Source organism: Vibrio sp. Vb0349 (genome assembly GCF_033338975.1).
This window is the reverse complement of sequence record NZ_JAWOTS010000021.1, coordinates 1-20,875: the sequence shown is the minus strand read 5'-3', so window position 1 is coordinate 20,875 and position 20,875 is coordinate 1. Positions and strand designations below refer to the sequence as shown.

Genomic DNA, 20,875 nt, shown 5'->3' with positions numbered 1-20,875 from the left:
TATCAACGTGCTGTGAAGCCAGAGAAACCCCCTCTGCCACTGCACTTTTTGTTGGTAGATTCTGAATCACGCTCGTCTCTTGCTGCTCAGAATGACGATATCTAGCATTCAGTAAATTACATCAAGCGGTCTTCATCATTACGACCGCAGCAATCACCACAAAGATACCAAACCAGCCGATTGGCTTGAGTTTCTGCTTAAACAGCAAGGCTCCACCCACTGCGGTACCCAAGATACCGATCGCACCCCAAGAGGCATAAGCAATGGCTAAGTCGATCTCTTTCACCGCTTGTGCCAACAGCGTGAATGCTGTCAGTACCAACACAATCGCCGCAATGCCCCAGCCTTTATATTTAAAACCTTTTGAGCGTGTCAGCGCCATATTGGCCATGATATCGACCAAGGCAGCCATCACGACAAATCCAAATGACATCGTAAAAAATTGACTCATGATTCGCACCTTGTACTAGTAGAAAATGAACGTTCTTTTGCCGGTTTATCGGCATTTTTCTTGGCGTTAGGTTGACCATGTGATTCCCCTAAGGTCACACACACAATGCCAACAACGGCTAACATCAAACCAAACAACTCTTGATGGTTTAAGTTGGCATCAAAGGCGATGATCGACACCACGGTGATCAACGAGATACCCAACCCTTCCCAGACAGCGTATGCCACACCGATAGATATTTTCTTCGCGGCAAACGCGAGAAAGTAGTAAGAGATTGCGATCAGCACATACATTACGATGTAGCCCCACCACCCGTGCCCTTGTCCGATAAGAGACATAGTGCTGGTGCCAGCCACTTCGGCAACGATGGCGAGCAATAAAAATAGACGTGCAACTAGCATGATTAATCCTCCATCAGAAATTAAAAAAATGCATAACGGAGAATGGTGAATGCCGCGTACCTGTATCGACATTCAAAAAGTTAAAAAGATAAAAATGAGCCACTTCTCCTGACTATTTGAGATAAGGTTAGCGCTGGGTAGGAAAAAGAGACAGGTAATTGAGATATTCATTTTTGAATATCTTAAGAAGTAAGTTGTCTATGTAATCACACAATATTGATAAGGTTAAAGTATCTACTCTCATTCAGCCTATGCCATAAAGTGACATCACTGCGTAAAAATCAGCGGCGTATTGAGGGTTTGTCGCACCACTTTATGCAGGTGTCTGTGCAAAGGATGGTTGCGGTTGGTTTGAAGGAAACCGCCAGAGACAACAAACTGGCTAAACTCACGATTAACGGGTGGCATTGCGTAAGAGGCGAGTTCTGGCATCAACAATGCCGAGCTTTGACTGGCATACATAATCGCGTCGGTTTCTTGCAACATTTGGCAAGCCAAACGCAAATTATAGGACTTCAGTAACACTACTGGCTCATAACCCATGCGTCGATACTCGGACTCCACGGTACAAAGCGGTTTATATGACGCAGGCGCAGGCAAAGAGACAAGTGGTAGTTTGGACACCGTGTCCCAATCATTGCTGACTTTCGACAACGTTGGGTGGTTTTTGCGCGCCAAAATCACTCGTTTTTCAACGAATAACGGGCGCATGTAAATGTCTTTCGACAGCTCGGTCTCTTGGTCAAGAATGCAGTAATCGTGCTCGCCTTCTAACATTTCATCGTGCGAGTAAGTATTCCAGCTGGAAAAAGCAAAGTGCGCTTTGGGAAAGGCTCGATGACAACCAGTGAGCAGTCGCTGCCCTTGTTCATCCATCAAATAAGGGTCAGTTACAATCGCAATCTGCCCTTGGTATTGCAGCGGGTCGAACACTTCAAATTCTTGCACCACTTTTTCCAGTGGTGCAACCATATTGTCGAACTCGGCGGCGAGACGAATCGCCATGGGTGATGGCTCTACCCCATGTGCTTTACGCACAAAAAGCGGGTCATCAAACACTTGTTTCAACTTCATCACGCCGCGGCTGGCGCTCGGTTGAGAAATGCCAAGCTGCATTGCGGCCAGCTTGATGCTGCGGTTTTCCACCACGGCTTTTAATAAACGCATTAAGTTGAGATCCAATGCATCCAGCTGATGTGCCATACCCTAACCTACCAATACCATTGATGAGCGAATACAAAGAGCAGTTAACAATTAGTTAAACACTCTCTCCCGACGTGATCTGATAACCCATATCGAAGACTTTTTCTTCTTGCGTTTCGCCTTTCAGGCGCGCAATTAATAGCTCTGCGCTCTTTACACCAATTTGGAAACGCGGCGTATCAACGCTGGTCAGTTTCGGGCTGATGGTTTGACCGATATCCAGCGCGTTATAGCCCGCCACTGCCAATTGCTGTGGAACTTGAATGCCACGTTGCTGCGCACTCAGCATGGTGCCAATTGCGATGTCATCGTTGGTACAGAACACCCCATCGAGCGTTGGGTGCGTTTCCAGTGCGCGTTCGAGCAAATCATGCGCTAAAGAAAAACTAGAATGATCACCAGTTAATACATGTTTGGGTTCTAGCCCTGCTTCTGTCATCGCGCGATCGTAACCTTGCATCCGCAATTTGGTTCGCGTATCCAGACGCGCGCCAAAATAGACGATTGTACGCTTCCCCGTATCTAGCATCTGCTTAACCACGGTGTACGACGCATCTTCATGATCGAGTCCAACCGCCATATCAATCGGCTCCGATGGCAGTTCCATGGTTTCGACCACCGGAATGCCCGCATTTTTGATCATCTGTAATGTACGCGGCGTGTGATGGCTTTCAGTTAGAATAAGCCCATCGACTTGATAAGAGAGTAATGACGCGATCTTGCGCTCTTCTTCAAGCTCATCGTAGCTAAAATGCGCTAAAAGCGTCTCATAGCCATTGGCTTTGGTCACCATCTCTATGCCCTGAACAAAGGAAGCAAAAATTTGGTTGGACAAAGACGGCAGTAAAATACCAATGGCTTTACTGGAGGACTTTGACAACATCGCCGGTGCACGGTTTTCGATGTAACCCATCTCTTCAATCGCAGTCGCAATCTTGGCCCGAGTCTTTTCTGCCACCGATTCAGGGTTACGCATATAGCGTGAAACGGTCATCTTCGTGACGCCAACCTGGTCTGCGACATCCTGCAATGTCGTACGAGTTTTCTTATTCTGTTGAGCCATAAATATGTGATTTATCAGTAATGTTACAAGTAACATTATGGCGAATAGACTCTCTGCCGACAAGCTCAGTGAAAATAATTCGCAAAATCATGACGTTATTACTCCACTAGCCATCAAATTGCGTTTCATGGATTGTGAATCAAAACCGAATAAATAAATGACATTTATATCAAAGTTCTTATAAAATGCCGTACCTAAAAGAATAAGACATTAGTCACAGTGCAGTTAGGCTCTAGCGAAACCCAGATTTACTACCACCTGCTTGATCTGGACGACTCCCAAAAGCAGCAATACCTCCAAGCATTGCAACGAAGTCAACCTGAGCTGTATCGACAACTCGTTCCTCTTTTAGCCAACGAGACACCGGAAGAACAACTAACGCAGTTACTTTATTTTGGTGCTCATCAGGCTACGAACCAAGACGTCGATCTAAGCGGAGAAATCATCAGTAAGTACCGCCTAACTCATGAGTTGGGGCGTGGTGGCATGGGTGTCGTATACGCCGCTCTACGTGCAGATGAAACGTTCGAGCAAGATCTGGCTATCAAGTTTATTCAAAGCAATTTGAGCAATGTGTTAGGGCAACGCGCACTCTTCGATGAAGCTCAACTTCTCGCGCGTCTAAACCATCCTTACATCGCGAAAGTGTTTGACGGCGGTCTCCATCAAGATTCGGTTTACATCGTGATGGAGCGGGTGTTTGGTCAAACTTTAGATGAGTACCTATCTGAAAATAAGCTAGAAAAAACGGAGAAGCTGCTGCTGTTTAAGCAGATCTGTCAGGCGATGGAGCACGCCCACCAACACCAGGTTTTGCATGCCGATCTAAAACCAGAAAATATACTGATTGATCGTAGCAAGCGTCCCAAGCTGCTTGACTTCAACTTGACTCAAAAAGCGCACTCCAACCGAGAAGACTCACCCTCAGCGCTGATTGCGTTTAGCCAAAATTTTGCCAGCCCAGAGCAGCAAGCAGGACAGGTTCTAACAGAGCAAAGCGACGTGTACTCCTTGGGCAAAATTCTCGCTTTGATGTTTCCATCACCAACAATTTGGTCTGATGTTTACTGGGTGATAAGACGCGCAACGCGTCCTGCCACTCAAATGCGATATACCGATGCTAGAGCATTGCGCATTGATATCGAACGAATTATCGAACGCCGCCCAATCGAGCAGAAAAAAAACTGGCCATTGTATAGCGCCTTTCGCTTGGTACAGCGACGTCCCCTTGCTTCGGTATTGTCAGGCATCATTGTGCTCTCTGGTGTGTTATTTGGCAGCGCCATGATGCAAAAGAATATCCAGCTGCAACAAGAGAAGAAGATTGCAGAAGATATGATGTACGAAATGACTCGCCTCATCTTCCACGCGAAGGGGCAAAATGTCGAACATCTCTCAGTGAACTCCATGATGGAGTTAACACGAAGGCGGATACTCTCTAACCCAGATATCCCCAAACATATAAAACAAAAAATGTTGTTGGCGATGATGACACCGGTGCCAGAGAAGCACCTAACTACACCAATGAGTTGTCAGCCAAATTGTGCGTCTAAGGACAGCACCAACCAATAAGGCTTAAAACAAGATGTATACACGTTCAGTGGTATTTTGGCTGTCTGCATTGACGGCTACGTCCACGTTGGCAGCAGACGTTTCAGCTGCCACTTCACACCCACCAGCTTCAACCTTGAAGCAAGGTTACTTTATCGACGCCCCAGTGACTGGCCTGTATTACAAAACCAGTTCCAATATCACTGGCGTCACTCAACAAGGAGCATTTCATTACCAACCCGGTGATGTAATTAGCTTCTTCCTTGGTAACGATGATAAAGGTTATCTGCTGACGACCTTATCAAGCCAAGAAGTGCTGACGCCGACGATGGCGACAACCAAACCTAGCCGCAGCATCAATATGACGCGTCTGCTGCTTTCTCTCGACAGCACGCCTGAGAATCGTGAGGAAATTGTCCTAGCAAACCGTGTGCTTTCTGATCCTCACTTTCAAAGCCAGCTCAAAGGCCTTGATCTCAATTACCTGGATGACGCTAAACGCTACCTCAATCTCGATTGGGTATCTGTCAATGAGGCGATTGAGCACCTAAACGAAAGCCAGCAGTACATTGAAAAAAATTTTTCCTCTGATGAGATCATTTTTGAACCTCGCGACATGACGTTCAAAAACATCGTCATCAAAAAGAAGGATTGGCAAGGCCGCGCTTGTGCTTACGATCTACGCTATCAGCATCATCCCAAATATCGTCCTCCTATTGGTGAAACTCGATTCACCATCACCAAAGACTCATTGATTGAACACCCAAGCATTGGCGATCATTTTCAAGGCTGCTTCCTCTCGATGAAACGCCCTATCACGGAAGATGTCGTCGAACCGATAAGCAAGTTTGCGGATTGGTTTAATATCGTTGGTTGTTCAATCACAGGGTGCACCCGCAACGACTTGAATGGCTTTTCTCTCGAAGACTTCGATGATGAAGGCGACTGGAAGTACCGCTCCGTTGCCCTCAATTTTGATCCGAGCACCGAGTTATTGATGGAAAAAGTACAAGGTCTCGGGCGTAAAAAAAACATCCAACACAATAACCGCACAGAAATGCTCTGGTTTACGTATCCCAATACTAGCGAACACGATATTGACTACCTCGGTGTGTGGCAGCAAACCGAATACCACCAACAGTCCATGACACAATCGTGCCTATTGATGCGCCATCAACAAGTCATGCGACTGCCGCAAAATACGGACACCTGCCCAACCGATATAAGCCTGTACACCCAAGATGTTACCCGCGAATTTTCCGACATGTGGTGGGTCAACAATAGCGCCCCCAAAGCCGAACTCGCGCAAATGAACGTCATGGTACGTTGGTCAACAACCCCATCCGAAATCAATTACACCACCTGGGAATACTTGCCAGCTGGTGCAACTTGGGAGCAAGGCATTTTATATCGCTATCAACAAAATGTTCTGCGCAACCAAGACGGCTCTGATCGCATTGAAACCCACACCATTTCTGAATTTGTCAAAGTGAGCGAGGATGTATAACCATGGCAACAGCAGTAGCACTGACACAAATCATTCAACAATGGCAATCTGGTGATAAACAAGCTGAGAGCGAGCTCTATCAGTTTGCTTATTTACAGTTGCGTAAGATCGCCCAACACGAGCGTGAACGAAATGCAGAAAAGTACGGCACCGACAACAAAGTACTGGCAGACAGCGTCAACAGCACCACGGCATTAATTCATGATGCTTACCTGAAAATGTCCAACTGCGACATGAGTGAAATTGAAACAAAGCGCGATTTCTTTTTGATGGCCGCCAAAGTGATGCGTCAAATCTTGATCGACAACGCACGCTCGCACCAAGCACAAAAGCGTCAACACATTACATTGATGAGAGATGAAGAAGATCGTTTCGAGCAATTGATTATCATGGATAAAGCTCTGGATAGTTTCAGTAGCCGCTATCCACGCCAATCGAGCGCACTCAAACTCAAGTATTTAATGGGCATGAAAAACCAAGAAATCAGTGAGCTACTCGAATGCAGCGCAAGCCTGATAGAGAAAGACCTCAAATTCTCTCGCAGTTGGCTACAATCACGAATGGCGCACACGTAATCATGAACAAAAAGCTTTGGATAATCGGCGCAGTATGCGTCGGTTTGTTCGGTATTTACTTCATTTCAAACAAACACAATTTGGCATCTGTGGAAGACTCGTCAGACAACGCCGACAAGTCAACCCAGCAAGCACATCGTCAATATGAGCGCACATCTTTAGTTGAAGTAAAGCAAGCGTTGACAGGTTCTGCGTTGGATCGCACTCATAAAAAAGCGGGAGATGACGCATTTAACTCCGCCCTTTTAGGACAACCAGGCCCTGTTACGAATCCATTTCATACCACAGAAGACAACACGTTTTACGAGTCAGCATTGGGTGATAAGAACAGCCGACCACAAGAGGACCCATCAGAGAATAATAAACCCATCATCAACCTCACTGTGGAACAGCAGCTACAAACCATTATTTATGCTTGGGAGCTGAAACAAAACTCTCCGGTGAGTTATTCGCTCAACCTTAACCAGCTTTTTGAAGACCCAGATGGCGATCTCCTCACCACTCAGATTTGGCTTGAAAACGCCAATGGGTTAAGAGTCCTCAACCAAGGACAAATGATGGTGCAAGGAGCGCCTGAGGAAATAAAAACCACCACATATTTGGCGGTAGCAGCGCGCGATGATTATCACGGTAATAGCGATCATGCATGGGTCACAACGCGCTTTGAGTTACCCGTTATCACACCAGATCAAAATGACACAGAACACTCGTTAGTTGGCGATGTAGTTTATCGCCTAGAGACGACACAAAATCTTGCAGGTATCGCGTACGCGTATGAAGTGGTGTATTGCGAGGCCTTTCAGTTTGAGGGGGGCGAAGTAAGTTATGCCGCCTCACACAACAAACGCCAGTGTCCTGAAAAGGGAGACTTGAAAAAAGTGGGCAAGTACAAAATCAGTGATGACTCGTTGATCGTTTATGTCCAAGGTGTACGCCAAATTTGGACCATAAAAAAAGAATACCCATCTCAGGTTCATGAAGATACTCGGAACTACTTCACCACCGTGTTTGATGGTAAACAATTCGAAAGCTATACCATGCAAAAGAACAAGCAGTCCATGGAAAAGCGCATCAATGTCCACACTGGCGAGTACGAATATCAAGGAACGTCGTTTGACTACCTCTTCCCAATTTCAGGAGGAGGTTACATAAACGGGACTGCTAGCAACTACATATTTGATAGAAGTGTTCAGGGTAACGAACCAGTGCACAAACTGGACTCTGACCTCAATATGAAATCAAATCAACATGACCTATTTTGTCATGATTATTTATTTTACTGGTACAGCTCTATCGTAGCGGGGCGAGGAGAGTTTGCCGATATTATCTCTAGCTCAATGGATTTTGACGGCGTAACTCCAATACATTGTGCTGAATGGCCAGATGATTACTGGCAACGAACATTTATGTTTTACAACCTTGAATACACAGATTACGACATATTCATTCCAGGCGAAGTCTACAGTTATGTGCTTAAACCTCACCCTCAATTTGCTGATCGCGTTGAGGAATTTAAGATCAACATGATTTATCACGCCCCTGTCCTTAGCGACACCCAATAAACCTTTTTTACCGGTGGTTATTTTAACAAAACAATCATTCCCAAAATAAAACTGGAACCGTGATCAAATTATAAATTTTCCATCATAGACAAAAAATAGAAATAAATTTTACGGGTTTTGTGCGGATTTTCGTGTCTTGAACCTAAGCTCAATAGTCATTAAAAAGACACCACTCTCTTATATCTCACTAGTGAGATATAAAGAAAAAAATAATAAAAAAAGCGACTTTCTCATTCGGAAACGAAACAAGGACAAATAAATAATGAATAAGGTGAGTTTACTAGCAGCGTCAGTGGCTATCGCTCTTACAGGCTGTGGCGGTTCAGATGGTGGTTCAAACAGTGCTAACGACGGCGTTGTGATCACAGGTTTTGACGGCTACTTCAAGCATGCCGTTGTTTTTGAAGATACGAACAACAACGGCCAATGGGACACTCAAGAAACATTCCTTGGTCTGACCGATGAGAAAGGTCAACTGAAATTGGATGCAAAACCAGAAAGCACTCTAGCGCTACAGACCATCACACCAAACGGTTCAAAGCAGAAACAGCTCATCGCCTTGGATGCGAAAGAGTACGCTGGCAAATACACGGTTGATATGGATCATCCAGGCCAAGCTATGGCGCACGAAATCGTATTCCGTGCACCAACATCGTCAAACGTGATTTCACCTATCACGGATCTTGTGGCGATTGAAATGGCAAAAGATCCAGCCATTAGTGAAGAAGATGCGAAAGCGAAAGTAAACCAAGCGCTAGGAGGCTCAGAAGAAGCACCAATTGATCTGTACAGTGATTTTGTTGAAGGTGCGACAAAAAACGCCGAACTACATAAAACCGCTCAGATTCTGACCGACTCGAAAGCACAAAACCCAACGAACTACGAGAAAAAAGCCACGGAGTTTGCTCAAGCGGCAAACCAAGAAGTGGAACGTCTTGTTGCATCTGGCGAAAACATCAATGACCCAAATCTACGTCCAATCATCACTGACGCGACCCCAGACAGCGACACCTTAGCACCTGAAACGGCAGTTAATAACAAGCTAACCGTAAACAAAATCGTCGAAAAGGCAGCTAAAGATAAGCTAGAAAAACTACCAAAAATCGTACAAGGCGTGGACTTTGATGGCTTAGAGCTAGACATTGAAGGTCTATTTGCAGACAAAGACCAAAACCTTGTGACAACCAAACTGACGCACAACTTTGCAGGCACAGGCATTGAAGTTGTGCAAACTGGCAACCTGATTGTTCTACATCCAACTGCAATCGTAGAGAAAGCTGGTGATTTTGAGATTGTTCTAACGGCGCAAGACATTGATTCGTCAGGTAAGGTTTTGGGTACGGTAAGCACCGTATTTCAGTTCGAAATCGAATCGGCAAACTTACCACCAATGGTTGTAGAAACAGAACAAGCGCGTCTGCAGTCCATCGTTGATGGTTGGTACCTACAACAAGGTGAAGTGTTTGAACAAACACTCGATATTTCTGGTTTGTTCCAAGATAAAGACGGTCAAATTACCGACTACTCAGCGGACTATGTAGACATTGAAGGTCTAACAGTATCTGAGGATGGTAATGCAATTATCACCATTAAAGGCACACCAACAAAAGCAGGTGAAGCTGGAGCAGTACTTGCGATTAGCGCAACAGATGGCCATACCGCGGTACAAATTGCGCTCAGCATGCCAACGGTTATCGAAGGCGTCACGCCACCACCAGTAGTACCGACTTTGGGCTTCACTCACGAGCACTTCAACGGTCAAGAATGGAAAATGGGTAGCTTTGCACAGAAAGATGGTGAAATTGGCTACGCCATGTTGATGCAAGATTCTGAAGGCCTACTATTCTGCTGGGGTTCAAACCACGATGAGATGAATCAAGAGTACAAAGCGAACATCAGTGACTTCCTAAAAGACACATGGGAACACGATGCTTACGCCATTCTTGCCGATCTGGACCAACAAACTGGTTACACAGAATACAACAATAAAGACTGTAACGACGTTGAGCTGAAAGACGGTAAGCTATACAACAGCTACGGCGACGAGTATGAAATGTTGTACCAGCACAAAACCGAGCATAACGGCACTCAAATGATCGTTAAAATATCAGATGATGAGCTGTTCTGGATGGACTCAAGCAATACCCCATTTGCAGAATCACTTTCGGTTGCAGAACACATCAAACACGGCACGGTAGAGCATGACTTGATGGTAGAAAGTAATGGCACAGGCGACGACACAGTCCTGAAATACTCGTCAGGTGCGTACGAATACGACACTGATACTTACAACTACACTTCGTTCATGCCAACAGGATTCCAAACTCCAGGTAATTGGGAAATCCAGAATGATGAAGACCGTGAACTGCTGATTCTAGAAGAAACAGGCTCAGAGTCAGATTACAAAACTCGTCATCGTTACATCAACCGCGATTTTGGTGACTTTTATATTGGTATTCGTTGGAGTAAAGAACAAAACGGTCATGAATCCGCACCGGAATATGGTCTTTACTCTAACAGCAAAGAAGCCATGACAAGCATCGCGAGTTCACTACCGATTTTGGAGCCTGGTGATGATGACTAAAGCAACCATCGTTAACCCTTGCTGTGATAGCGTGCATTTGCGTAGAAGACGCAGAACATTTTGGGAACGATTGGTCGGCATCAAAGAAGTGTATATCTGCTCTAACTGTCACAAAGAAACGCCACTCAAATAGCGATAATATTTGAGACCGCAAAAAAGCCCCGAACTCGGGGCTTTCTTCTATATTTTGACCGCAATATCTGAGTCGTTATTTCACGCACACCACGTTCAATAATGAGGTCCCGGTGAGCTGATTGGGCTCACGATCGGCGAACAAACCTTTCTTATCTTTGCCCCAATACGGCAGTTGCAGTGGCCATTGATTTTTTTCCATCACCCCAGACGCCCTCAGCGCTTTAAACTCTGCAGGGTTGGCTAAGCTCATACCCAGTTGCTGACATACTTTGTGCGAGTTTTCGTAGTTGAGGCGGTTCCACGGCTTACCATGTTCCATGTAAAACTGATTATGGTGATCGAGTAAATATGGGACCACGTACGTTTTGCCTTGTAAGGAGGTTCTCAACCGAACTTCAATGTCATCATTCCCGCTCACAACTGGCTTCGCTTTGGTCTTAGCAACAGGCTTGGACGAAGAATTATCACGTGTATTTTTTACCTTGGTCTTTGACTTCTCTTCCGGAGCTTTAAAGGCGTCGGTATCAGCTCGCACGGCAGGAACTGGCGCGGGTTTCGGGGTCACCGTCGGTGTTGGCTTAACCGAAGATGCGGCTGATTTCGACGGCACAGCGGGTTTAGATGGTGTCGTAGACTGTTTACTCTCTTTTCCAACCACGCGGATGAACGCCTCTTTGTAATTCGACAAGGTTTTGACTCCTCGTAAGTCATCCCTCGCATCAGACAATGCCTTGTAAGGTCCAATCAAACAGCGATAGCCTTTGGATTCAGGCTTCATCCATACGTCAGTCGTGATTTTACTATAGAGAGGCTTAGCTTTCGCGAGAGACATAGGCTTGGGTAGCAATCCGCATTGAATCCAGTAAAGGTAGTTGCCCCCCTGCGGCACTTTCTTTCCCCATACTCCGTTACCAATTGGGCACGTTTTCTCAAGCATCGGTAATTCTTTCTCGCTGGCTTGAGTGGCTTGGCAAAGGAACTCCTCCGCCTCAACTGGATTAGAAAACTGGGCGCATACCAGCAACAAACCCAAAGCCAGGCTTGCTTGGAAGACGTTAGATGGGCGTTGGGCCTTCTTCATTTCCATACACTTCACTCTAAATTAGTGGGTAAGGTCATTATGGCGGCAAAGCGCCAAAAAAATGTGAACAAAGAATAACTAGCAAAAAAAGAGCCGGAATTTGCATCCGGCTCTCAGTTTAGGAAGGAATTAAGCGAATTTACAACGCTTGGCGGGAAAATTCTTAACCTTTGTACAGTTTCGGGTTGAATACATCTCGTAACCAGTCACCCAATAAGTTGATAACCAGAACCAGTGTAACCAACACGATGCCTGGGAAGGCAGTAATCCACCACGCACCTGAGAAGATGTAGTTAAAGCCGATGCTGATCAGCGCACCTAGTGACGGCTGATCAACAGGAAGACCCAAACCTAGGAATGACAGTGCCGCTTCCGACATGATCGCGTTCGCTACCTGTACCGTCGAGATAACCAAGATTGGCGATAGACAGTTCGGCAGAATGTGACGGAACATGATTCGCGGAGCTTTAAAGCCCATCACACGTGCCGCTTCGACGTATTCTTTCTTCTTCTCTGCCAATACCGAGGCACGAATAGTCCGTGCGTATTGCGGCCATTCAGCCACACCGATGATCACCACCAGCATCACCACCGCGTATTGGCTGTAAAAATCGCTGCCAAAGCTGGCTTTGAAAATGGCCGATACGATGATCGCCACCATCATGGTTGAGAACGATAGTTGAACATCCGCAAAGCGCATCAAGAAGCTATCGATACGGCCGCCGAAGTAACCTGCAGACAAGCCAATGATAATGCCCAGTACCAACTGAAGACCGACGGCTAAAAAGCCGATCGTCAAAGACAAGCGAGAGCCGTAAAGAATGGTCGATAAAATATCGCGGCCTTGCTCATCGGTACCTAACACAAAACGTTCATCGCCATCTTCCATCCAAGATGGTGGCAACTCAGAATCCATGATGTCGATGGACGTGAGATCATAAGGATCTGTCGGTGCCAGAATTGGCGCAGCCAACGCCAACACTAAGAACATCATAAAGACGGTAAAACTTGCCATCGCAACTTTGTCGCGCTTGAAGTAATACAAGAAATCCGACTCTTTGAAACGCTGCCACGCTGACGGTGCGGCTGCAGGAGCTGGTGTTACATTTGATTGGCTCATGATTAAGCTCCTTTTCCGGTTAAGTTCACAGTTGGGTTGATGATGCCGTACAGCAAGTCAACGATGGTATTGGTTACCACGAAGATCAGACCAACAAAGATAACGTAGGCAGTGATCAGCGGTGTATCTACACGGTTGATTGCCTCTAGGAAAAGGAAGCCAGTGCCCGGCCATTGGAACACGGTTTCAGTAAGAATGGTGTAAGCCACCATAGTACCAATCTGCACACCACCGACCGTCAATACAGGTAGCATGGTGTTCTTAAGTGCATGTTGGTAATAAATCTTTTGTAAGTTCAGGCCTTTTGCTTTGGCGAACTTAATGTATTCCGAGCTCAGTACTTCCAGCATTTCTGAACGTACCAGACGGATGAACAACGGCAGCATGATAGACGCTAGCGCAATACACGGCAGGATAAGGTGCTTGATACCATCAATGGTAAAGAAGCCAGATTCCCAACCGAGCACATTAGCGGTCTCGCCCCGTCCGTAGGAAGGGAGCCAACCGAGTTCTATGGAGAAGACGTACATCAGCATGATTGCGGTTAAGAACACCGGAATCGAGATACCAACACTACTCATCGCCATAACGAATTTAGTAAAGATGCTCTTCGGGTGGATCGCGGAATACACCCCAAGTGGTATAGAGAAAACAATAATGATGAGCGTCGCACCAAACACGAGCTCTAGCGTTGCCACCAGCTTATCGAGAATCACCTCAACCGCAGGTCGCTTGAAGAAGTAAGATGTACCTAAATCACCTTGTAGCGCATTGCCCACAAAACGAGTGTACTTTGTGATAAAGGGATCGTTCAGGCCCAGTTCGTCACGTAGCGCTTGACGCTCCGCTTCTGAAACCGACTGACCTACAAGCTCACGCAGCGGGTCACCCAGGTTATCCTGAATGGCAAACGCCACCAAACTGATCACAAACATCACTATCAGTGCCTGAAACAGGCGCTTGACCAGAAACGAAAACATTCCTTGCCCCTTAACTATCCATAGATCTCTATTCAGAGAGAAAATTCAGTCTGTAAAACCAACTCAGTCCGACTGAAACAAAACTGAGTCGAGTGCTTTAAGTTGAGGAGGGACATCCATCCCTCCTCAAAATCGACTAACCGTGATTATTCAACCACTAGGTCACCGAAGTAAGGCATTACCATTGGGTTAACGATGTCTGCCGCTTTCACGTTAGACTTCGCGCCCCACGCTTCACTTTGCCAGTGTAGCGGTACGAATGCTGCGTCGTTGTATAGCGTTGCTTCTACACCTTTCAGCATTTCTGCACGTTTCGCTGGATCCGTTTCTACGTTCGCAGCTTCAACTACTTTGTCCATTTCTGGGTTTGAGTAGTAACCACAGTTGTACTGACCACGGCCAGTATCTTCGTTACGAGTCATAGTTAGGAACTCGTTGAAGTTCGCTGAATCTTCCGTATCTGAGTGCCAACCGATCATCAGCATGTCTGCCGCACACTTGTCGAACTCTGGCCAGTATTGCGCTTTTGGCATCGTCTTCAGATCAACCTTGATGCCGATCTTAGACAGCATTGCCGCCGCAGCTTGCGCGACTTTCGCATCGTTCACGTAACGGTTGTTTGGCGCGATCATCGTTAGCGTTAGGCCATCTTCGTAACCCGCTTCTTTCATCAGTTCTTTCGCTTTCTTCAGATCGTAGCGAGGAACCAGTTTGTCATCGTGACCTACGTAACCTGCAGGGCTTTGCTGACCAGCCGCCGTTGCGAAGCCTTTCATGATTTTCTTCACGATGCCTTCGTTATTGATTGCGTGAACAATCGCTTGGCGAACGCGAACGTCTTTCAGTGCTTCGTTGCTGTTTTGGTTTAGTTGGAACGTGATGATACGAGTACCAGGTAGCGTAACTAGGTCGATGCCGTCAGCATCTTCAACGCGTTTGTGGTCGTTTGGCGCTACAGGGTGAATCATGTCAACACCGCCAGAAAGCAGCGCTGCTACACGAGTTGCGTCTTCTTTAATTGGCACAAGCGTTAGCTTATCAACGTTACCTTTCGACTCTTTGTCCCAGTAATCTTTAAAGCGTTCAAATTCCACTTTTACGCCCTGTTCACGAGAAGTCACAATGAATGGACCCGTGCCAGAAACGTTAGTCGATGCGAATGAATTACCGTGCTTCACTAGCTCAGACTTATCTTTGCCGTCCGCAGTTTTGCCAGTGTAGAACTTGCTGTCCATTGGGAAAATGTACGTTGCGGTTTGCAGCACTAGTGGGTAAGGACCTTTAGTTACAAGATCGAACGTGTTGTCGTCAACTTTGACGATTTTCTCGTACGGGTCGAAGATGTTTTTAAAGTCAGGAGAGCTTTGTAAACGCTGGAACGTCCACACGACGTCGTCAGCCGTTAGAGTATTGCCAGAATGGAATTTCACACCTTCACGCAGTTTGAAACGAACAGTCGTATCGTTAATACGTTCCCAGCTTTCCGCTAGGCGAGGCTCGAAATCCATTTTTTGAGTAAAGCGAACCAACGGATCAAATACCATGTGTGACATTTGCAGTGTGCCACCTGATAGCTGCTCATGTGGGTCAAGCGATACTGGGTCAGCTGCATAGCCAACTTTGATATCTGCTGCCATTGCGTTAAAGCTTAGGCCCGCAGCCATTAGCGCCACTGCTAATTTGCTTTTCATGGTTTTCATTTGCATAACTCCTTCATGCGGGGATACGGATCCCTTGTTGTTGTGTTTGCGTCTTTGTTATGACTAAAGGTTAGCCAAGCGAATTGCTTGGTTTATGCCGTTTCGATCTCTTCTCGCAAGCCAGTAAACTCCGGCATCAGAGAAATCAATTTTTTGCTGTATTCGTGTTGAGGTGCCGTGAATAACTGTTCTGTTGGTGCCACTTCTAAAAGTGTACCCATTTGCATCACACCTACTCGGTCACACATCTGACGAATAACAGGTAAATCGTGGCTGATAAACAACATAGTCAAGTTCAGCTCACTTTGCAGATCTTTCAGCAAGTTTAGAATTTGTGCCTGTACCGATACGTCCAGTGCTGAGGTCGGTTCATCACAAATCAAAAGTCGAGGACGAGTCGCCAACGCACGCGCAATAGAAATACGCTGACGCTGACCACCGGAGAATTCATGAGGGTACTTAAGCCCAGCCATTCGACCCAAACCAACATGATCCAATAAGTCATTCACGATTTGGCGAGTTTCCGACTCGTTTTTCGTCAATTTATGGAAACGGATTGGCTCAGCAATAATATCGAATACCTTCATACGAGGGTTCATTGAAGTATATGGGTTTTGGAACACCATCTGCATTTGACGACGCATCGGGCGGCGCTCTTTCTCAGAGGTTAAAGCGGTCAGGTCAATGCCCTCGAATTTCACCTGACCAGAGTTAGGTTGGTATAAACCAGCAATCACACGTGCAATGGTCGATTTACCTGAACCAGACTCGCCCACCAAACCAAAGGTTTCGCCTTCGTGCACTTCAAAGCTCACATTATTAGATGCTTGCACGTATTCTCGGCGGCTCTCGAACAAAGAGTCTTTGGTCACAAAGCGAAGATTGACGTTCTTCACGTCCAAAAGCGGGCCAGTGTACTCACGCTCATCTTGGCTTTGTCCTAACCAGTGGTTCTTGATATCGAGTGGCTCCATTTCCGCCGCTTCTTCGATATAGCTTACTAACGGGAAACGATCTAGCTTTCTGTCTGAACGTGGTACCGCTGAAATTAGACTGCGAGTGTAAGAGTGATCAGGATCGCCCAATACTTTGGCTGTTGGTCCAAACTCCACCAAGTCACCACGATACATTACCGCCACGCGATCGGTGACGTTGGAGACGACACCCATATCGTGAGTAACCAACATACAGCCGACATTGTTCTTGATACACAGCTCGCGGATCAAGTTGAGGATTTGGTCTTGGATAGAAACGTCTAACGCCGTAGTTGGTTCGTCCGCGATGATGAGATCAGGCTCACCAGCTAAAGCAATAGCAATGACAACACGCTGACGCATACCACCAGAGAATTGGTGCGGGTACTGTTTTAAGCGGTTTTCTGGTTGCGGAATACCAACCTGCTGCATAAGAGAAAGCGCGCGCTGATACGCCTCTTCATCAGAGACCTTCATGTTAGCGTGGATCGTCTCTTTCAGCTGTTGCTCAACAGTAAAAAGTGGATTGAGCGAGGTCATCGGATCTTGGAAAATAAAACCTATTTTCGAGCCGCGAACCTTACGCATCGCTTCTGGTGATAGGCCAGAAATTTTTTCTCCATCCAAGAATACATCACCGCTAGCAACGCGACCTGGGGGACTAAGCAAATCGATAACAGCGTTACCAACGGTGGATTTACCCGCACCTGATTCGCCAACAACACCCACGATTTCACCACGTTCAATATGAAAAGAAAGTGACTTCACGGCAGCGTGAACGCCGTGTCGGGATGGGTATTCAATACGAAGGTTTTTCACTTCTAATAGTGACATTTCAGACCTCTACTGCCTTGTCTGTGGTATCGAATCATGCCAAAGGCACCATTCATCACCTGAATGAATCCGTTCAAATTCAGAATAATACTCTGAAATCTTAATGCGGAAATAATTTGGCAAAAATCACACAAAAAAGCAACAATTAAAGTATATTCCGCCGAAAAAACATTAAATAAACGCACAATTAGCGAATAAAAATGCATTAACAAGTATTTAACCATTTTCATATCACACTATTTTTGTGCGTCATGCACCAATAAAACTAGAAAAATGCTCTAAAAGTAAACATGAGCTAAACAAGATCATTAACCATATTATTCATGTGCATTTATTAACATTTAACAAACAATATCATATGCAAAAAGTGTTTTTTCAACATAAAAAACTATTAATAAAATAGTCGGCAAATACAAAAAGCCAAACTTAGGAAGAGAAAGGATAGGTCAAAACGTGAACAAAACAGCAAAACCACACAAATCCTGCTCCAACGCAGATTATGCGCCACTTAAGCGGTTTATTGACTAAGCAAAGGAAAGTACCGCTATCCTCATTCGTACGTCATAAGAAAACTCGCCGGTTTTAACCCTTTACGACACAATTGAGAGTGGGATAATAGATGAACAGTGTCAAAGCCAAGCCGTAAATAAAAGGAGCCCCTGTGCTTAAAGCGATTTTTTTTGATATGGACGAGACTTTATGTGCAACGTCACAAGCCGATAAAGTTGCAGGACAAGCGTTTACAACTTGGATTCATAAGACCTACCCACAAGTTACCGAGCCAAAAGCGTTTTTGCAGCGCTACTTACAGGGTGTATACAAAAAGCTGAATGCTGAGTTCCCTCACCTTGTGGCTCTGCTACCCGATGAAAATGCCTTCCGTTGTGGCCTGATCCAAAACATCTTGGCGGAGCAAGGCGTCAGCATCACTGCAAAAGAGGCTCAACAAGCTCAAGACTACTTTGACTCTGCACGTATGGGCGCGTTCACCTTCTTCCCTGGTGTAAAAGAAATGCTCAGCGACCTTCGTCAACATTACAAACTCGTCGTGATCACTAACGGTCCGATTTTTTCTCAACACCCTAAATTAAACGCGACACAAATGAGCAACTGGGTGGACCATATTATTGTGGGAGGAGAAGAGCCAGAAGAGAAACCTGCTACAAGTATTTTCCAAAAAGCGCTCGACTTGGTCGAAGTAAAACCAGAAGAGGCTCTACACGTGGGCGACTCTTTACCTGCTGACATTGCTGGCGCTAACAATATGGGTATTTTGAGTGTGTGGGTGAATGCGACAGGCGCAAGTAACTCAACGGATATAACGCCAAGTTTTGAAATCCAAGAAACGGTAGAACTGAAAGAAATCCTTAAAACACTCGCCCAATAAAAGCAGCGGATTAGAAAACTACAAAACCCCAGACACTGCTCTGGGGTTTATTTTGTCAGCTCGAAAAGCATTTGGATCATAGGTGGTCAAAAGCCCCTAGAGCTGTACACTTTTGGGGAAAATTGAAATGGAATGCCGATTCTTTTCAGGAGAGATGCAAAAAAGCCCCAGTCTTTCGACTGAGGCTCTAAATAGCGGTCGGTGAAGAGCCGAATTCTAACTTCAGGCGAACCCCACTTGGGTTCAAATCCATTGATACATTACCGACTAATACAGTCCAAGCGAGATCATAAACTCTAAAATGACGAAAGCCTGCTAAAAAGCAGGCTTTCTAATAGTGGTCGGTGAAGAGGGATTCGAACCCCCGACCCTCTGGTCCCAAACCAGATGCGCTACCAAGCTGCGCTATTCACCGAACTGTATTTACTGATTTTCTCAAATCAGACAGGACACTTCAACTAAGAAGTCACCTTAATTAATGGGGTGGCTAACGAGATTCGAACTCGCGACCACCGGAATCACAATCCAGGGCTCTACCAACTGAGCTATAGCCACCATCAATTTTTGCTGTTTACCGCTCTATTCGAGCCATAAACTAAATAGTGGTCGGTGAAGAGGGATTCGAACCCCCGACCCTCTGGTCCCAAACCAGATGCGCTACCAAGCTGCGCTATTCACCGACGATGTTTTATCTTGATTGAATCAAGATTGGGATCAATGCTACCGCATTCAATCTAAAAAAGAAAGAATGGGGTGGCTAACGAGACTTGAACTCGCGACAACCGGAATCACAATCCGGGGCTCTACCAACTGAGCTATAGCCACCACTGATTTTTACCGATGTATCCTCCGAGGCAATGGTACGCCCGAAAGGATTCGAACCTTCGACCTTTGGCTCCGGAGGCCAACGCTCTATCCAACTGAGCTACGGGCGCATGCCCTATCGGCGGAGTGGAATAATACGGATATCACACTATGCCGTCTAGTACTTTTTTTACTTTTTTTATCGTTTGGTCTCTTTTTCGACAGTTATCTTCCGTTAAAGTGGATTTTTGATGTGATTCACGCCCTGTCATGGATAACTTGTTGTTTATTGCAACAAGTTATCGGGATATAATCACCCATTATTTACATTGATTTAACAGCTGCAACCAAGTTGTCTAATCATTCTATGCCATTCAGTGGAATTTAATGATTTCTCTGCTCGGCATTAATACTCTAACTATATAAATAGGTAAGTCACTTACCTCGGGAATGTGAAGTGGGTTTAATGGATATGTCTCGACAAATGATTAGCGTTTTGTTCGCTGCCTTAACGTTTTCTACGGCAGCTTTAGCTTCTGACATCAGCCAAACTGAATACGATGCGATCGCAGAACGCATCCAACCTGTCGGTGATGTTTATCTAGCAGGTTCTGAGCCAGTGAAAGAAGAACCAACCGGTCCACGTGATGGCGCCACAGTTTATGGTACTTTTTGTATTGCTTGTCACGCATCTGGTGTAAACGGCGCACCTAAAACAGGTAATGCCGATGATTGGGCACCACGTATTGCACAAGGCAAAGATACGTTAGTGAAGCACGCATTAGAAGGCTTCAATGCGATGCCAGCCAAAGGAACCTGTATGGACTGTTCTGACGATGAAATCATCGCAGCAATTGACCACATGATTGAAGGTCTATAAGTAAAGACTGACCCGTCCTGATATGGGTTGACACTTTTTAACTAAAACGCTCGATGTACTTCATCGGGCGTTTTGTATTTTAA

General features: G+C 45.8%; 17 protein-coding genes and 5 tRNA genes. 8 read left to right on the top strand and 14 right to left on the bottom strand.

Features of this window, described 5'->3' with window-relative positions; translation table 11 throughout:
* Positions 1-121 precede the first annotated feature (121 nt).
* The 4 genes from R7Q47_RS18315 to R7Q47_RS18300 form a co-directional block, all read right to left on the bottom strand.
* Complete coding sequence (locus R7Q47_RS18315) at positions 122-451, bottom strand: SMR family transporter (RefSeq protein WP_031780884.1); 330 nt, start codon at positions 449-451, stop codon at positions 122-124.
* Positions 448-852: an SMR family transporter gene (locus R7Q47_RS18310; protein WP_005379135.1), complete on the bottom strand. Its 405-nt coding sequence runs from the start codon at positions 850-852 to the stop codon at positions 448-450. The genes R7Q47_RS18315 and R7Q47_RS18310 overlap by 4 nt, the downstream gene beginning before the upstream one ends.
* Positions 853-1,119: 267 nt before the next feature.
* The gene (locus R7Q47_RS18305) at positions 1,120-2,055 is read right to left on the bottom strand and encodes a LysR family transcriptional regulator (RefSeq protein WP_005379132.1); all 936 of its coding nucleotides are present in this window, start codon (positions 2,053-2,055) and stop codon (positions 1,120-1,122) included.
* A gap of 55 nt (positions 2,056-2,110) precedes the next feature.
* Positions 2,111-3,118: a substrate-binding domain-containing protein gene (locus tag R7Q47_RS18300; protein WP_017636149.1), complete on the bottom strand. Its 1,008-nt coding sequence runs from the start codon at positions 3,116-3,118 to the stop codon at positions 2,111-2,113.
* A gap of 219 nt (positions 3,119-3,337) precedes the next feature.
* Here R7Q47_RS18300 and R7Q47_RS18295 point away from each other — a divergent pair, with 219 nt between their 5' ends.
* The 6 genes from R7Q47_RS18295 to R7Q47_RS18270 all read left to right on the top strand — a co-directional run bounded on the left by R7Q47_RS18295 (position 3,338) and on the right by R7Q47_RS18270 (position 11,030).
* The gene (locus R7Q47_RS18295) at positions 3,338-4,690 is read left to right on the top strand and encodes a serine/threonine-protein kinase (RefSeq protein WP_005384231.1); all 1,353 of its coding nucleotides are present in this window, start codon (positions 3,338-3,340) and stop codon (positions 4,688-4,690) included.
* Between the two features lie 13 nt (positions 4,691-4,703).
* Positions 4,704-6,176, top strand: a complete 1,473-nt coding sequence (locus R7Q47_RS18290) for a chromosome partitioning protein ParA (RefSeq protein WP_248487177.1) — start codon at positions 4,704-4,706, stop codon at positions 6,174-6,176.
* Positions 6,177-6,178: 2 nt separating this feature from the next.
* Positions 6,179-6,751 carry a sigma-70 family RNA polymerase sigma factor gene (locus R7Q47_RS18285; RefSeq protein WP_104979902.1) on the top strand — a complete coding sequence of 191 codons (573 nt, stop codon included), beginning with the start codon at positions 6,179-6,181 and terminating at the stop codon, positions 6,749-6,751.
* 2 nt (positions 6,752-6,753) lie between these two features.
* The gene (locus R7Q47_RS18280) at positions 6,754-8,313 is read left to right on the top strand and encodes a hypothetical protein (protein ID WP_318089302.1); all 1,560 of its coding nucleotides are present in this window, start codon (positions 6,754-6,756) and stop codon (positions 8,311-8,313) included.
* Between the two features lie 262 nt (positions 8,314-8,575).
* Positions 8,576-10,897, top strand: coding sequence for a hypothetical protein (locus R7Q47_RS18275; RefSeq protein WP_053349775.1), 2,322 nt, complete (start codon positions 8,576-8,578; stop codon positions 10,895-10,897).
* A complete protein-coding gene (locus R7Q47_RS18270; RefSeq protein WP_155486777.1) occupies positions 10,887-11,030 on the top strand; it encodes a hypothetical protein in 144 nt (47 codons plus the stop codon). The genes R7Q47_RS18275 and R7Q47_RS18270 overlap by 11 nt, the downstream gene beginning before the upstream one ends.
* A 75-nt stretch (positions 11,031-11,105) precedes the next feature.
* On the opposite strand, the gene R7Q47_RS18265 is transcribed toward R7Q47_RS18270, so the two are convergent.
* The 5 genes from R7Q47_RS18265 to R7Q47_RS18245 form a co-directional block, all read right to left on the bottom strand.
* Positions 11,106-12,119 (bottom strand): SPOR domain-containing protein, encoded by a 1,014-nt coding sequence (locus tag R7Q47_RS18265; protein ID WP_053307264.1) that lies wholly within the window; start codon positions 12,117-12,119, stop codon positions 11,106-11,108.
* A gap of 157 nt (positions 12,120-12,276) precedes the next feature.
* Positions 12,277-13,233: an ABC transporter permease gene (locus tag R7Q47_RS18260; protein WP_248487175.1), complete on the bottom strand. Its 957-nt coding sequence runs from the start codon at positions 13,231-13,233 to the stop codon at positions 12,277-12,279.
* A gap of 2 nt (positions 13,234-13,235) precedes the next feature.
* Positions 13,236-14,213 (bottom strand): ABC transporter permease, encoded by a 978-nt coding sequence (locus R7Q47_RS18255; protein ID WP_020196664.1) that lies wholly within the window; start codon positions 14,211-14,213, stop codon positions 13,236-13,238.
* 146 nt (positions 14,214-14,359) lie between these two features.
* Positions 14,360-15,913: an ABC transporter substrate-binding protein gene (locus R7Q47_RS18250; RefSeq protein WP_248487173.1), complete on the bottom strand. Its 1,554-nt coding sequence runs from the start codon at positions 15,911-15,913 to the stop codon at positions 14,360-14,362.
* A 92-nt stretch (positions 15,914-16,005) separates the two neighbouring features.
* Complete coding sequence (locus tag R7Q47_RS18245; RefSeq protein WP_005379108.1) at positions 16,006-17,721, bottom strand: dipeptide ABC transporter ATP-binding protein; 1,716 nt, start codon at positions 17,719-17,721, stop codon at positions 16,006-16,008.
* A 661-nt stretch (positions 17,722-18,382) separates the two neighbouring features.
* Here R7Q47_RS18245 and R7Q47_RS18240 point away from each other — a divergent pair.
* On the top strand, positions 18,383-19,108 hold the full coding sequence (locus R7Q47_RS18240; RefSeq protein ID WP_005379107.1) for an HAD family hydrolase: 726 nt from the start codon (positions 18,383-18,385) through the stop codon (positions 19,106-19,108).
* A gap of 338 nt (positions 19,109-19,446) precedes the next feature.
* Here the strand turns inward: R7Q47_RS18240 and R7Q47_RS18235 are convergent.
* The 5 genes from R7Q47_RS18235 to R7Q47_RS18215 form a co-directional block, all read right to left on the bottom strand.
* Positions 19,447-19,523: transfer RNA gene (locus R7Q47_RS18235), tRNA-Pro, on the bottom strand.
* 64 nt (positions 19,524-19,587) lie between these two features.
* Positions 19,588-19,663 (bottom strand) — tRNA-His (locus R7Q47_RS18230).
* A gap of 48 nt (positions 19,664-19,711) precedes the next feature.
* Positions 19,712-19,788: transfer RNA gene (locus R7Q47_RS18225), tRNA-Pro, on the bottom strand.
* A 69-nt stretch (positions 19,789-19,857) separates the two neighbouring features.
* Positions 19,858-19,933 (bottom strand) — tRNA-His (locus R7Q47_RS18220).
* 33 nt (positions 19,934-19,966) lie between these two features.
* A tRNA-Arg gene (locus R7Q47_RS18215) sits at positions 19,967-20,043 on the bottom strand.
* A 335-nt stretch (positions 20,044-20,378) separates the two neighbouring features.
* On the opposite strand from R7Q47_RS18215, the gene R7Q47_RS18210 reads away from it, so the two are divergent.
* Entirely contained in the window at positions 20,379-20,792 is a 414-nt protein-coding gene (locus R7Q47_RS18210; RefSeq protein WP_005384252.1) for a c-type cytochrome, read from the top strand.
* The last annotated feature ends 83 nt before the right edge of the window (positions 20,793-20,875 follow it).